This window comes from Leucobacter sp. NPDC015123 (assembly GCF_043080205.1).
Lineage (GTDB): Bacteria > Actinomycetota > Actinomycetes > Actinomycetales > Microbacteriaceae > Leucobacter > Leucobacter aridicollis_A.
The window spans coordinates 338028-352822 of the sequence record NZ_JBIBVH010000003.1 but is presented as its reverse complement, the minus strand read 5'-3'; the positions used below and the strand labels follow the sequence as shown (position 1 = coordinate 352822).

General features: G+C 63.9%; 11 protein-coding genes. 8 read left to right on the top strand and 3 right to left on the bottom strand.

The features are described 5' to 3' along the window. Positions 1-129: 129 nt before the first annotated feature. Positions 130-687 (top strand): YceI family protein, encoded by a 558-nt coding sequence (locus ACF07D_RS08395; RefSeq protein WP_255807803.1) that lies wholly within the window; start codon positions 130-132, stop codon positions 685-687. On the opposite strand, the gene ACF07D_RS08390 is transcribed toward ACF07D_RS08395, so the two are convergent. Together ACF07D_RS08390 and ACF07D_RS08385 are read right to left on the bottom strand one after the other, a co-directional pair. After that, positions 684-1751 carry an aromatic acid exporter family protein gene (locus ACF07D_RS08390; protein ID WP_119283943.1) on the bottom strand — a complete coding sequence of 356 codons (1068 nt, stop codon included), beginning with the start codon at positions 1749-1751 and terminating at the stop codon, positions 684-686. The two genes, ACF07D_RS08395 and ACF07D_RS08390, sit on opposite strands and share 4 nt — an antisense overlap. Beyond that, positions 1748-2800, bottom strand: coding sequence for an App1 family protein (locus ACF07D_RS08385; RefSeq protein ID WP_391504580.1), 1053 nt, complete (start codon positions 2798-2800; stop codon positions 1748-1750). Before ACF07D_RS08385 ends, ACF07D_RS08390 begins: the two co-directional genes overlap by 4 nt. Positions 2801-3020: 220 nt before the next feature. Between ACF07D_RS08385 and ACF07D_RS08380 the strand changes: the two genes are divergently transcribed. From ACF07D_RS08380 to cydC, 4 genes are read left to right on the top strand one after another with little or no spacing between them, the layout of a single operon-like run. Beyond that, complete coding sequence (locus ACF07D_RS08380; RefSeq protein WP_255807801.1) at positions 3021-4487, top strand: cytochrome ubiquinol oxidase subunit I; 1467 nt, start codon at positions 3021-3023, stop codon at positions 4485-4487. Between the two features lie 15 nt (positions 4488-4502). Then, positions 4503-5546: a cytochrome d ubiquinol oxidase subunit II gene (gene cydB, locus ACF07D_RS08375; RefSeq protein WP_255807800.1), complete on the top strand. Its 1044-nt coding sequence runs from the start codon at positions 4503-4505 to the stop codon at positions 5544-5546. A gap of 15 nt (positions 5547-5561) precedes the next feature. Further along, positions 5562-7283 carry a thiol reductant ABC exporter subunit CydD gene (gene cydD / locus ACF07D_RS08370; protein ID WP_391504579.1) on the top strand — a complete coding sequence of 574 codons (1722 nt, stop codon included), beginning with the start codon at positions 5562-5564 and terminating at the stop codon, positions 7281-7283. Then, a complete protein-coding gene (gene cydC, locus ACF07D_RS08365) occupies positions 7280-8935 on the top strand; it encodes a thiol reductant ABC exporter subunit CydC (protein ID WP_391504578.1) in 1656 nt (551 codons plus the stop codon). The genes cydD and cydC overlap by 4 nt, the downstream gene beginning before the upstream one ends. Positions 8936-8971: 36 nt before the next feature. On the opposite strand, the gene ACF07D_RS08360 is transcribed toward cydC, so the two are convergent. Beyond that, positions 8972-9766 (bottom strand): aminotransferase class IV, encoded by a 795-nt coding sequence (locus ACF07D_RS08360; protein WP_391504577.1) that lies wholly within the window; start codon positions 9764-9766, stop codon positions 8972-8974. Between the two features lie 28 nt (positions 9767-9794). Here ACF07D_RS08360 and ACF07D_RS08355 point away from each other — a divergent pair, with 28 nt between their 5' ends. From ACF07D_RS08355 to ACF07D_RS08345, 3 genes are all read left to right on the top strand, one after another. Next, complete coding sequence (locus ACF07D_RS08355) at positions 9795-11222, top strand: anthranilate synthase component I family protein (protein WP_391504576.1); 1428 nt, start codon at positions 9795-9797, stop codon at positions 11220-11222. 75 nt (positions 11223-11297) lie between these two features. Then, a complete protein-coding gene (gene leuS / locus ACF07D_RS08350; protein ID WP_391504575.1) occupies positions 11298-13835 on the top strand; it encodes a leucine--tRNA ligase in 2538 nt (845 codons plus the stop codon). A gap of 122 nt (positions 13836-13957) precedes the next feature. After that, positions 13958-14638 (top strand): hypothetical protein, encoded by a 681-nt coding sequence (locus ACF07D_RS08345; protein WP_391504574.1) that lies wholly within the window; start codon positions 13958-13960, stop codon positions 14636-14638. Positions 14639-14795: the final 157 nt, after the last annotated feature.

Here is a 14795-nt window from a genome sequence, read left to right as displayed (position 1 = left end):
GAAAAGATTTTCAAGAATGCGGGAATAGATGCATGTGCATGTAAGTTGTTCTCTATGTCCGCAAGATCCCGGACAGCCAATTCAGTGACAGGCATTTGGCGCTGGACAAGTTTTGAAAGGTATTTTCCAATGACCCTCACCGCAGATCAGATCCCCGGCTACCGCGCAGGCACCTGGAAGATCGACGCCACGCACTCCGAGGTCGGCTTCTCGATCCGCCACCTCGCAATCAGCAAGGTCAAGGGCAAGTTCGAGGACTTCGACGCGACATTCGTTACGGGGGAGAACCCGCTCGATTCGAGCGTGACGGCCACCGCTGAGGTCGCCTCGGTGAACACGAACGAGAAGAACCGCGATGGTCACCTCCGCACCGGCGACTTCTTTGAGGCCGAGGAGTTCCCGCAGCTGACTTTCGCGTCGACTGGAGTTCGCGTTGTTGACGGCGACTTCAAGGTCGACGGCGACCTCACCATGCGCGGCGTCACGAAGCCAGTCACGTTCGACTTCGAGTTTGGCGGATTCGGCGAGGATCCCTACGGCAACTACAAGGCGGGCTTCACGGCGAAGTCGGTCGTGAAGCGCCAGGACTTCGGCCTGAGCTGGAACGCTCCCCTCGAGAAGGGCGGCTTCCTGCTCGGCGACGACGTCACCATCATCATCGATGTGCAAGCCGCGCTCGTGAACTAATCGAGCTCACCAGTGATCCTGCCGCGGACGCGGCGCAGATCCTCCATGAGTGAACCGATGAGCACCCAGTGCCTCGGAGGCGGCCTCGGAATCGTGTACGGCGCAGTCAGCGCCGGCGGTTCCGGGGCCGTTCCTGTTTCCGGCGGAGTCGTGCCGAGCAGCGCGAGATCGTGGGCAGCCCGACGAATCTCCTGCCGCATCCCGATCACTGATGGATCCTCGACGAGCTCCGCGTCGTAGAGATCGTAGAGCGCCCGCGACATCCCGATCACCTGCGTCACGATGGGCTGCACCCGCTGGAACAGCGCGTCGTCCTCCAAGAGCTGGCGCATGTGACGCCTGCTCCTCGGGTTGAGCCGCAGGCTCTCGCGTGCACGCCTGAGCTCGGCGTGGACCCGTGCGCGCTCCTCGTGAAGCTCCCGCGCAGACTCGAGCATGCTCTCAAGCCAGGCCTCGTCGCGCGGGGTCTCAAGAGCGTCGGCGAGCCGATCGAGTGCCGCGGCGGCATTCCCTGTCAGCGACGTGATCTCATCATGCATGAGCCCGGTTCGCACTGGGGCCGCGATGACCGCGTTGACCGCGACGCCAATTGCTGCGCCGATCGCGGTCTCGACGAGACGTTCGACGCCGTAACCGATCTCAGACCCGCCGAGCGCGATCATGAGCATCGCAGAGATCGCGATCTGGTTCGTCGATGTTGCGCTCATCCGAAACAGCCAGCCCACGCCCATCGACACGATGATCGCAGCAATGAACAACCACGAGTTGGTGCCGAAGAGGGCCCCTGCGCCGAGTGCGACGGAGACCCCGAAGAGTACGCCGACGACACGCTCAACGCCTTTGGTGAGCGACTGATCAACGCTCTCCTGCACAACGATCAGCGCTGCGATGGCGCCAAACATCGGAAGCGAGTCGGGGAAGAAGATCAGGCACGCGAACCAACTCAGGATCGCAGCGCCGCCTGCCTTTGCGAGCTGGAGCGCTGAGGGCCTGGCCGCGACTGTGAACCTGCCGGTGACGCGCTGTTCAGCGCGCCGCCACCAGGGCACGGGAATGTCAGTCATAGGAGACCGAGCTTTGTGAGTTCCTCGCTGAGGGTCGCGCCATCCGGGCCGTACACCCAGGGCACACCGCTCGCATCCTTCTGCTGTTTCGCCTTTGATCTACCGCCGGCGAGCACAGCCTGCCCAACCGAGAGCTGCCTGATCGCGACAGCCGCAACGTTCTCGGGATGGTCCCTTGCAAACTCCGCGTAGAGCGCCTCGTCGTGCTGGCCATCGTCGCCGAACATGATCCACTTCACGCCTGGAAACTCGCGCGCAAGACGTTTGAGTTCGCGCTGCTTGTGCTCGCGGCCAGAACGGAACCAGCGATCGTGCGTTGGGCCCCAATCCGTGAGAAGGAGCGGGCCCATCGGATAGAGGTTGCGGGCGAGAAACCTGCTGAGGGCGGGAGCCGCGTTCCACGCTCCGGTCGACAGGTACACGAACGGAGAGCCCTTATGGCGCTTCGCAAGCCTGTCGTACAGCACAGGCATGCCTGGCGTAGCCCGCCTCGCTGTCTCGTCGAGCACGAAGCTGTTCCATGCGGCTACGAACGGCTTCGGCAGCGCCGTGATGAGCACTGTGTCGTCGACGTCAGACAGCACACCAAGTTGCGAGGCTGTGTCCATCACCTTCACCGGGGCATGGGCGGCCTCATCTTCGCTGACCTGCAGCGTGACCGTGTGCCAGCCGGGGGCGAGCGCGACGCGCACGATTGAGTCGATCACGCCTCCACGATCTGCGACGACCTCGGCTGTAGGTACCCCGTCCACGAGCACAGTGATTCGCTGGTACGGAACGTACACGCTCGTGAACGTGCGCCAGCCGCGCACGCGCGAGACCTCTTGCACGTCGGGCCTGAAGCGTGAGTGTTCGCTCGTGTCTGGCCGGAGGTACAACACTCGACCGAGCACACGCACCCACTCTGTTGTCCCGTACCCGATGTAGGGGATAACAGACGGGGTCTTGCCTCGTTTGATCGCCTGCTTCGCCCGCCGGCGATGCATGCGATCCTCAAACCGCGCCGCGAACCGTGGGCGGCTGTCAGGCATGTCGTCAGGCGAAGTCACTCAGCCAGTGTATGACGAATCACCTGAGGCTTCGTACGCCGCCCGGAACCAAAGAATCTTGACGTCAAAATTGATTCGCAGGTAACTCCCAGCTTGAATATACTGGCTACAGTTGGCAGTTTAGCCAGCCCCCCGCGGGTACCCCCGCCCGTAGGGAATTCCTACGGGAGTAATGCGCCCCCGCGTGGCAAGCGCTCATCTCCTGGTTATAGGAGAACAAATGAATGAGTTTCTTGACCCGGTAGTGCTCGCGCGCTGGCAATTCGGGTTGACCACCCTGTATCACTTCATTTTCGTACCGCTGACGATCGGGATGGCGCTTCTCGTCGCCATCCTGCAGACGGCATGGGTGCGGACTGGCAAGGACAAGTACCTTCGCCTCACCAAGCTGTTCGGCAAGGTCTTTCTGATCAACTTCGCCATGGGCGTCGTTACCGGCATCGTGCAGGAGTTCCAGTTCGGCATGAACTGGTCGAACTACTCCCGGTTTGTTGGCGACATCTTTGGTGCCCCGCTTGCGATGGAGGGCCTCATCGCCTTCTTCTTCGAGGCGACGTTCATCGGCCTCTGGATCTTCGGCTGGGACAAGCTTCCCAAGAAGATCCACCTGATGACGATCTGGTTCACCTGGATCGGCACCGTGCTCTCGGCGTACTTCATCCTTGCTGCGAACGCGTTCATGCAGAACCCTGAGGGCTTCGTGCTGAACGAAGAGCGGGGCCGTGCCGAGCTTGCGAGCATCGGGGAGGTGCTGCTGAACCCAGTCGCGCTGACCCAGTTCCCGCACACAATCTTCGCCTCGCTCATGTTCGCTGGTGTCGTGCTCGTCTCTGTTGCAGCCTGGCACCTGAAGCGTGGCCAGTTCGTTGACGAGATGCGCACAACCCTTCGTTTCGGCGCGTGGACAAACATCATTTCGTTCATTGGCGTTGGCCTGAGCGGTCACTCCCTCGGCCTTGTCATGACCGAGACGCAGCCGATGAAGATGGCTGCGGCAGAAGCGATGTACAACACCGCTACGGGTAGGGACGCCTCGTTTTCGCTCTTCAGCTTGGGCACCCCTGATGGAGCTCACGAGATCTTCTCTGTTCGTATTCCGTACCTGGCATCCTTCCTCGCGACAAACTCGCTCGACGGCACCGTCGAAGGCATTAACGACCTGCAGGCTGAGTACACCCAGATGTACTGCGGCGGCGCAGACTCGCTCCTGACCTGCCCGACTGACGGCTCCTTCGTGCCGATCGTATGGGTGACGTATTGGGCATTCCGCTGGATGATCGGCCTCGGCGCCCTTGCCGCGCTCGTTTCCGTTGTCGGCCTCTGGCTTACCCGAAAGGGCAATATCAACCTTCCTAAGTGGGCGTGGACTGTCGCAATCTGGACAGCGCCGCTTCCGATGCTCGCATCGCTCGTTGGCTGGGTCTTCACCGAGATGGGCCGCCAGCCCTGGATTGTGTTCGGGGTGATGACCACAGAACAAGGCATCTCGCCGGGCGTACCCGGCTGGGCAGTGCTTGTCTCGCTCGCGGCATTCACTGTTGTGTATGGCGCGCTCGCGGTTGTCGAGTTCGGACTCATCGTGAAGGCAGTGAAGGCTGGGCCGCCCGAGATTGCTCGGACTGACGACGGCGATGGAACCGATGGTTCCGGCTCTGTCGACCAGAACCAACTCGCGACCGTGTACTAGGAAAGGAGACGAATCATGGAATTGACTACCGTATGGTTCCTCATCGTCGGCGTCATGCTGATCGGGTACTTCGTGCTCGACGGCTTCGACTTCGGTGTAGGCATGTCGTTGCCTTTCCTGGGCAAGACAAACACTGACCGCCGTGTGCTCATTAACACGATCGGTCCGGTCTGGGATCTGAACGAGACCTGGCTCATCGTGGCAGGCGCATCGCTCTTCGCTGCATTCCCCGAGTGGTATGCGACGATGTTCTCAGGGTTCTACCTCGCCCTCTTGCTCATCCTTATCGCACTCATCCTTCGCGGTGTGTCGTTCGAGTTCAGGCATCAGCGCAAGGGCCAGAAGTGGACACGCTGGTTTGACCAGTTCATCTTCTGGGGCTCAGTTCTCCCGCCGCTGCTCTGGGGCGTCGCGTTCGCCAACCTCGTGCAGGGAGTCCCGATCCGCTCTGTCGAGACCGGCGGCTGGCTCTACGAGGGGACGCTGCTCACGCTGCTGAACCCGTACGGCCTCCTGGGCGGCATCGTCGTCATGCTGCTGTGCTTCACCCACGGCCTCGTGTTCGTGGCGCTGAAGACGGTCGGCGAGATGCGCGACAACGCGCGGAAGCTCGCGAAGAACGTCGGAGTCGTGACTATCGTGCTCGCCGCGGCTTTCCTCGTCTGGACAATCGTGATGAACCTGTCGAACCCGAACATTGGACTCATCATCGCCTGTGCAGCGATCGCTGCGGTTGCGCTCATCGGCGGCTGGGTCGCGAACCTCGCCGGTCGCGAGGGTTGGGCGTTCGTCGGGAACACAGTGACAATCGCGTTCGCGCTGCTCACGATCTTCTCGGCGCTCTTCCCGAACCTGATGATCTCCACGCTCGGCGACGAGCACACAATGAGCGTTGTGGGAGCCGCGAGCTCCCCGAAGACGCTCGAGCTCATGACCTGGGTTGCAGTCTTCACGCTGCCGCTCGTGCTCGCCTACCAGGCGTGGACGTACTGGGTCTTCCGGAAGCGTCTCACACACGACATGATTCCGGTTGAGCAGCCCGCCGAGGCCACCGCTTAGGCGGCCCGGTACCTGATGAAGCCCCTCGACCCACGCCTGTTGCGTTTTGCGGGTGCAGCCCGCACGGTGTTCGCGCTCGGTGCGCTACTCGGAGTAGTGCGCACCGTCGCGATAATCGCCTGGAGCTGGTTCCTGGCGCAGGCGATAGCCTCAGTCGCTATTCCGGTGTTCGAGGGGCTTTGGGGTGCAGCGGGAGCTGGGCGGGTTGCCGAGGGCGTCTACGCCCAGAGCAGCCTGGCCTGGCTCGCTGCCGGTGCACTCGCTGCCGCGATAGTGCGGGCCCTGAGCACGTGGGGGATGGACGTTGTCGCCGCTCGAGGGGCCGTGAAGGTGAAGACCCAGCTTCGCGCGGCTGCGCTCGACGCGCTCGATCGTCGCAGCCCCGAAGCGACCGCCTCAGTAGCCGACGCGAAGCTTGCGACAGTACTCGGGCGCGGCCTCGATGCACTCGACGGCTATTTCTCCGGCTACGTGCCGCAGTTCATTCTCGCGGTTGTCGCCACTCCGATTCTTGTCGCCACTGTCCTCTTCTCGGATCTCCTGAGCGGGATCACAGTGCTGATCGTCTTCCCTGTCATTCCGCTCTTCATGGTGCTCATTGGGCTTGCCACACAGTCGGTGCAGGGAAAGCAGTGGGATCAGTTGCAGCGACTTTCTGCGTCGTTTCTCGACGTCGTCGAAGGCCTTCCGACGCTCAAGATTTTTCGGCGGGAGAAGCGTCAAGCTGCCCGCATTAGCTCTGAAACCGAAGAATACAGATCGCGCACAATGAAGGTGCTGCGGGTGACGTTCCTGTCTGGATTCGTGCTTGACCTCGCCGGTACATTCTCAATCGCCCTCGTCGCGGTGACTGTTGGCACGCGGCTCGTTGCAGGTGAATTCCCGCTCGCGCTCGGCCTCTTCGTGCTCCTCGTTCTTCCCGAGGTGTTCGTGCCAATTCGCCAGGTGGGCGCAGCATTTCACGACTCGACCGAGGGTCTCGCGGCCTCGGCCGATGTCTTCGCGCTCATTGAGGGCGACGACACCGCCGCGCGCGCAAGCCGCCATGACGGCGTCGTCTCGGCAGCTGGCGCAGGCTCAGAGACAAGCCACGGCCTCTCGATCGTCGGTGTCGAACTTGCTCGCGGCGATACGATTGTTGCTGGCCCGCTCAGCTTCGACGTCGCGCCGGGTGAACTCGTTGCTCTCGCCGGCCCATCAGGGGCGGGCAAGACCTCGCTTCTCGCCGCGATCCTCGGATTCATTGTGCCCGCGACTGGGGAGATCCGGGTCGGCGGCCCCATCTCCTGGGCCGGGCAGCAGCCGGGGCTTGTTCAGGGCTCCCTTCTCGACAACGTAACGCTTGGCGCGACCGATCCTGATCGGTCACTCGCGCGCTCGGCGCTCGATCAGCTCGGTCTTGCCGACCTGCCGCTTGACCGCGAGCTGGGTGCGCTCGGCTCCGGCCTGTCGGGTGGCCAGGCCCAGCGCGTGTCGCTCGCGCGGGCCCTCTACCGGGCGGCCGATGTGAACGCCGGGGTGCTGCTGCTTGATGAGCCGAGCTCCGCGCTTGACGCGGAGAGCGAGGAGCGTGTCATCACGGCCGCGCGTGCAGAGGCCGCCGCAGGGCGCGCGGTACTCGTTGTCAGCCATCGGCAGGCTCTCTTGGACGCCGCGGACCGGGTCGTCACAGTCGAACGCCGTGACGCGTCAGCGCAGCCAGGTCAGGTCCCCGCAGAAAGTGAGGCTCAGCTGTGAGCGTCGACACAGTGTTGCAGCGCGCAACTCCTTCCCGCAGGGCCGCGCTTCCGGGCCAGCTTCTCGGAATCCTCTCGGATGGCGCAGCGGTCGGTCTTCTCGCGCTCAGCCTGTGGCTCATCACCCGCTCGGGTGCGCAGCCCCCGATCTTGCATTTGACCTTCGCCATTGTCGGTGTTCGTGCCCTTGCGATCGGCCGCGCCGCGTTCAGGTATGTCGAGCGGCTCTCGAGCCACGACGCCGCGTTGCACCAGCTGTCGAAGCTTCGCGCATCGACGTTCACGGCTCTCGTGCCGCGCGTGCCGGGCGCGATCGAATCTTCTCGCCGAGGCGAGATCCTCGCGACGTTCGTCGACGACGTCGACCAGCTGCAGGATCACCCGCTGCGCGTCAGGCAACCGCTCATCGTGAGCATCACCGTGACTGCGCTCACTGTGGCGATCATCGCGATCGCCTCACCACTCGCCGCCGCGATCCTGGCCGGGGTGCTCGTTGTCGCGCTGATCGTCGGGGCGACGCTTTCCAAGCGGATCGCTGGTCGCAGCGACAGGGAGCTCGCAGGCGCCCGCTCGGCACTCACTGACGCCCTGCTCGACAGGTTTGGGTCAGCAAGCGTGCTCGCCGCGTTCGGCGCGCTCGGCGCCCAGCGCGAGCGGATTCAGGCCGCAGAAGCGCGTCTCGCGCGCGTACAACTCACGCGCACTCGAGCTGCGGGTCTCACCGGCGCGATCGTCGCCCTCGGCGCCGGGCTGTCGTCAGTCGCGATTCTGCTCGCGGTCGCTCCCGGTGCCGGCGCCTCGTTCTCGGTTCCAGTGTTCGCCGCAATCGTCGTTGTTCCAGCGGCAGTTTTCGACGTCTTCGCGCAGGTGTTTGCCGCGCTGACTGCGAGGCGTACTGTCGAGAAGAGTGCCGAGCGCGTTGCGCAACTCACTGCAGGGGAGCTGCCGCCCGAAATCCCCGTCGACGCCGACGACGCCGATGCGACTGATGACGTGGTGCCGAGTGCAGCACCCGGGATACCGCTCGTCGAGGTTACCGATCTCTCCATAGCCCACCCAGGTAGTGAGCCCGTCATCTCGGGGCTGTCGTTTACTCTGCGTCCAGCCGAACTGCTCGTGATTACCGGTGACAGTGGCAGCGGCAAGTCGACGCTCGCCCTCGGGCTCAGCAGGTTCCTCGAGTACGGCGGCAGCTACCGTCTCGGCGGCGTGGAAGCGCGCGAGTTCAGCGGCGCCGGGGTGCGCAGCTTCGTCGGGCTGTGTGAGCAGCAGCCGCACCTGTTCAATACCGACCTTAGGCAGAACTTGAAGTTCGCGAAAGAGGACGCGACCGACGAGGAGCTGCTCGCAGCCCTCGAGCGAGTTGGCCTTAGCGAGTGGGTGCGTGAACGTGGAGGGCTTGACGCCTCAGTCGGCGAACGCGGTGCGCTCGTCTCCGGCGGCCAGATGCAACGAATCTCGCTCGCGAGAGTGATCCTGGCCGACTTCCCAGTCGTCATCCTCGACGAGCCGACCGCTGGCGTCGACAAGCTCGTTGCAGACAGGCTACTGCGAGATCTGCTCGGTGCAATCGCCGACGACCGCGCGGTGATTCTGATCACCCACACGGAGGTCCCGGCGGGCATCCCGATCTCGGCTCGGATCGCGCTGTAGGGCTCGTCGACAGAGCCCGTCACACGGCGGTTAGAACTACCGCAGGATAGGCTCCCAAGCGGCATCGAGCGCCTCTCGGAACCAGCTCAGGCGCTCTGCGTCAGGTTGCGCAAGCTCGACATCGTTGATCCGGGAGACCGGTCTGATCCCGTGCAGCGCGTTCACTGCCCACACCTCGCAACGGCTCAGCTCGGCGACGGTGACTGTCGCCCGAGCAAACGCCCCCTGCCCGTCTCCGAGCTGCGCCCTCCCCGCGAAGCGCCGGAGGGCCGCTGCCGCAAGGATCGACTCGGACACTGACTCGACCCGGGCGGTATCGGCAACGACACAACCGGAACTCTCACGCTCTTTGGGCCAGAACACGAGGCTCGTTGTCGCTCCTTCGCGGACGTGACCGTCAGGGTGGATAAGGAGGGGCTCGGCACTCAGCTGCCGAGTGAGGGCAGCGTAGGCGGCAATGTGGGGGCCTTTCACTCGAGCTTGAGGAGGTGCGGGGAGCGACACACTCCGCATAACGAGTGACTCGCCGAGTGGTGGAAGCGGTCGAAGCGTGTAGTCGTATCTGAGATCCCCGCTGGCCTCTCGCCAGAGTTCAAGGCGGGGAAATCCCTCGCCGAAATCTGCAATCTCACGCAACGAGGCTGCGAGAAAGGTGTCGATGTCCGGCGACCCCGCTGCCGCTGGCCGATGCTGTGCCCGCGCCCGGCCGACGCTGCGGACGAACCGCTCGAGATGGCGTTGGAACCCGCGAACTTCTGCGACCCCGGAGCGCACCCGCACGCGAAACGAGTCCGCGACGAGCAGTTCAGGCGGCGGCGCGAAAGTGCTCATTGCGTGAGCGTAGCACTACGATGTGAGGGTGGAAAACTGGGGAGCGGCGGTAACCGCGGGGGCGGCGGCTCAGGCGCTCGCGAGCAGCGGATCGGCATGGTTCTGGCTCGATGGCGAGGACGCAGCTCTGGGGGAGCGGCGCGTGAGCTATCTCGGAGTTGCTGCGGAGACGCGATACGCAGCCGCCGGGCACGAGGGGGAGTTTCTTGCGGGGCTCCGTGAGTTTTCCCGTGCACGTGGAGCCTCCAGCTCAAGGGCGCCTAGCGACGGAGCTCGCAAACCTTCCGCAGATCCGCTGTGTGCCGCCGGAGCCGGGCAGGGCGACGCTCTCGGCGCGGGGCTGCACACCGGATGGATTGTTGCCCTCGGGTACGAGTTTGGCGTCGGGCTGCTCGGAGTCGAGCCGGCGCCCGACCCTGTCGCGCCGGGCTACGCGTTGCGTTGCGACGCTGTGCTCGTGCTCGACCACTCAGCCGGCACCGCTGCCCTCCATGGTGACGAGGCCGCCGTGGCACGACTCCGAGAGATACTCGAGCCGTCGCTGAATGACTGCGGGGGACGTGGTGCAGAAACGCGGGCAGTGAGTTCCGGCCGCCGTGGGCCTGATACTCCCTCCTGGCGGGGAACTGACTACAACGCCAGTGTTGAGTCGTGCAGAGCCGCAATCCGCCGTGGGGACGCCTACGTCCTGTGCCTGACTGACACAGTTGAGACTGAGACCGATGCGCTGCCGCTCGAGCTGTACACGCGAATTCGGGGCGGGGCGACGCGCGGCGGCGTCATCGTCACCCCCGACCGAGCGCTCGTGAGCGCGAGCCCTGAACGGTTTCTTTCGGTGGTGGGGCGCACTCTGCGAACACACCCGATCAAGGGCACTCGCCCGCGCGGGGTCAACGCCACACAGGATTCCGCCCTTGCGTCCGAGCTCGCAGCCGACCCGAAGGAGCGCGCGGAGAACCTGATGATCGTCGACCTCATGCGGAACGATCTCACACGCGTGTGCGCTCCGGGGACTGTTCGTGTCGAGCGATTCCTCGAGGTCGAGAGCCACCCACGGGTGCACCAACTTGTCAGCACTGTTGCCGGGGAACTTGCGGGCTCAGCCGACGTATTCGATGCAATCGGGAGCTGTTTTCCCGGCGGATCTATGACTGGTGCGCCGAAACGGAGCGCGGTCGAAATCTTGGCCTCGCTTGAGGCGGGTCCGCGGGGGCTCTACTCGGGCTGCTTCGGGTGGATCGACGACTCCGGGAACGCCGAGCTCGCGATGACAATCCGAGGCGTCGAGTTGCGCGGGCCCGGTCTCGCCGGAAGGGGAGAAACCGGTGCGGCAGGCGGGGCGGTCGCGCGCGTCGCCCTTGTCGGAGCTGGCGGCGGAATCACGATCGATTCTGACGCTGCGGCGGAGGTTCGTGAGCGAGATCTGAAGGCAGCCGCGATGCTGGCAGTTCTTTGACGCTCAGCGGGATAAACTGGCTAGATGTGTGTGGCCCGAAGGGGCCCGAAGTGATCGACGAGTGTTGAGGTGCGTGTGAGCGAGCAGGGAACCGGCCAGCAGGATGCTGAGCAGGGCTATGACTTCAAGGCGATTCAGGATCGGTGGCTGCCGGTCTGGGAGGATCTGAAGCCGTTCGAGGTGCCCGCCGGGCTTGAATCAGACCGGCCGCGAAAGTACGTACTCGACATGTTCCCGTACCCCTCTGGGGACCTGCACATGGGTCATGCGGAGGCGTTCTGCTTCGGCGACATCATGGCGCGGTACTGGCGCGGTCAGGGGTACGATGTGTTGCACCCGATCGGGTGGGACTCGTTCGGTCTTCCCGCAGAGAACGCCGCGATCAAGCGCGGGGTTGACCCACGCGAGTGGACCTACGCAAACATCGCGCAGCAGAAGGCCTCGTTCCGAGTGTACGCGCCGTCGTTTGACTGGAGCCGCGTGCTTCACACGAGCGACCCCGAGTACTACAAGTGGAACCAGTGGATCTTCTTGAAGATGTACGAGAAGGGCCTTGCGTACCGTAAGGCGAGCTGGGTGAACTGGGACCCGGTAGACCAGACCGTGCTCGCGAACGAGCAAGTGCTTGCCGACGGAACCTCGGAGCGCTCAGGCGCCATGGTTGTGAAGAAGAAGCTCACGCAGTGGTACTTCCGCATCACCGACTATGCGGATCGGCTGCTCGACGACCTCGACGCGCTCGAGGGGCGTTGGCCAGCAAAGGTGCTGAATATGCAGCGCAACTGGATCGGTCGATCGAAGGGGGCTGAGGTCGAGTTCGAGATCGAGGGCCGCTCTGAGAAAGTTCCCGTCTTCACGACCCGCCCGGACACGCTGCACGGCGCAACTTTCATGGTCGTTGCTCCCGACTCAGATCTTGCAGCCGAACTCGCGGCGGGCGCGTCCGCCGAGGTGCGGATGCAGTTCCAGGCATATCTCGAGGCGACACAGAAACAGACCGAGATCGAGCGGCAGAGCACCGACCGTGAAAAGACGGGCATCTTCCTCGACCATTTCGCTGTAAACCCCGTGAACGGTGAGCGCATTCCCGTTTGGGCATCAGACTACGTTCTCGCAGACTACGGTCACGGAGCGATCATGGCTGTACCTGCGCACGACCAGCGTGACCTCGACTTCGCACTGAAGTTTGACCTGCCGGTTCGCGTTGTCGTCGAAGTTCGCGACGAGGACGGCGAGGTGCTTGCTGATCCTGCAGTCTCGGGCGTGGCAACAGCAGGCGAGGGCAAGCTTGTCAATTCGGGCGAGCTCGATGGCCTCGACAAGCTCTCGGCAATCGCGAAGGCGATTGAGGTTCTCGAGGAGCGCGGCACGGGCCGTGCCACGACAACGTATCGCCTGCGCGACTGGCTCATATCTCGCCAGCGCTACTGGGGAACGCCTATCCCGATTCTCTACGCAGAGGACGGCACTATGAGGCCGGTCTCCGAGACTTCGCTCCCCGTTGAGCTTCCCGCGGCGGCGGGGCTCGATCTCAAGCCAAAGGGGTCATCACCGCTCGGCGCTGCGACTGACTGGTCGACCGTCGTTGATCCCGATACTGGCGAGAAGCTCACCCGCGACCCAGACACGATGGACACGTTCGTCGATAGTTCGTGGTACTACTTCCGCTTCCTCTCCGCGAACGATCCAACGCAAGCATTTGATCCGGCCGAGGCGAAAAAGTGGGCACCGGTTGACCAGTACGTCGGCGGTGTTGAGCACGCAATTCTGCACCTGCTCTACTCGCGCTTCATCACGAAGGTGATGTTCGATCTCGGATACATCGACTTTGAAGAGCCGTTCCTCGACATGCTCAACCAGGGCATGGTGCTGCTCGACGGCGCCAAGATGTCAAAATCGAAGGGTAACCTGGTTGAGTTCGCGTCTGAACTCGAGGAGCACGGGGCTGACGCGCTTCGCGTGACTCTTGCGTTCGCCGGCCCGCCGGAGGACGACATCGACTGGGCAGACGTTTCAGTGCAGGGCTCGGCGAAGTTCCTCGCCCGCGCCTGGCGCATCGCCCACGATGTTGAGATCGGCGGAGCTCCTGTCGGTAGCGACTTCTCGGCGGGCGACAAAGCGCTGCGCCGGAGCACGCACCAACTGCTGATCGACGCGCCTCAGCTCGCTGAGTCGTACAAGTTCAACGTTATTGTCGCGCGCCTGATGGAGCAGGTGAACGTGACCCGCAAGGCGATCGACTCGGGGGCCGGCGTCGCCGATCCTGCCGTGCGCGAGTCTGCGGAGGCGATTGCGGTCATTCTGTCGATGTACGCGCCCTACGCGGCCGAGGATATGTGGGCGATGCTCGGGCATGACGCCACCGTCGCGCTCGCCGAGTGGCCGAAGGGTGACTCCTCACTCACCGTCGTCGACGAGGCGCTCATGATCGTGCAGGTCGACGGGAAGGTGCGCGACAAGATCACGGTGTCGACCTCGATCTCGAACGAAGACGCCGAGACGGCCGCTCGCGCCTCGGCGAATGCCAAGCGCGCGATCGGAGACCGCGAAATCGTCAAGGTGATCGCGCGAGCACCGAAGATTGTCTCAATCGCGACGAAGCCCGCAGCGTAGCTGCGACCGTCGCCGTTCGCTAGCCGGGCGGTGAGCGTACAGTGCCCCGACCCTCGTAGCAGGGACGGGGCACTGCTATGTTGAGAGGGGCAGGAACCTGAACGAGTGACTGAGGCGGGACGATGACTGAGCGGCGAAGCACACCTGGGCCGAAGGTCATGTTCGCGACGGTCGTCGCCGCGTGCGCGGTGCTGGCGCTCACAGCCTGCGGGCCTGCCTCGACCAACTCCGAGCCCCGGCCCACCGACTCTGAGATCGCGCCAGCCCCCGGCGACGCTGACGGTGAAGCAGCCGGCGACACTGGGGCGGTTGCGCCAAGCGATCCGGGCCCGCCTGTGACGATTCCTCCCTGCGACACGCTTATTCCGCTTGCACAAGTCCAAGCGAAGCTCGGCGAGAACTTCGAACCCTGGGACGGCCCAGACGACGAAGCCCACCTGACGGCATCGCTTGGGCAATCCGCAGCGTCAGCCTTTGAAGCCGCGACCGAGGTGGTGCCGTGTTACTGGGGCGTGCCACTCTCAGACCACACGACGAACATATTCGTTGCGAACCTGCCGACGGCGATCCGAGCCGGGCTTGTCGAAGACCTGCGCCGCTCAGACTATGTTGAGTCTGAGTCGCAGGGCGTCGTGCTGTTCACACACACGGTCGACGACGGGACGATGAAGCAGACGAATTGGTTTGGCTTCCAGGGCGACGTGTGGGTCGCCTCAACCCATTTCGGAGAGCAACTGCCAATCGAGCTCGCCTTTGCTGGTATTCGCGCGGCGAACCCCGACTGGCAGCCGGCCGCAGTCTGACCAATGTCGCGAGTGGCAGTTCGGGCGATTTGACCGTACTGACAGCGTTGGAGCGTTGCACGCAGCATGTGCTGCCGCCACGATTGGCGCGATTCATCCACAGATGATGCTCGTCGTTCCTCTCGCTCGCGAGCGGCGTGAAGAGTGGGCACATGAA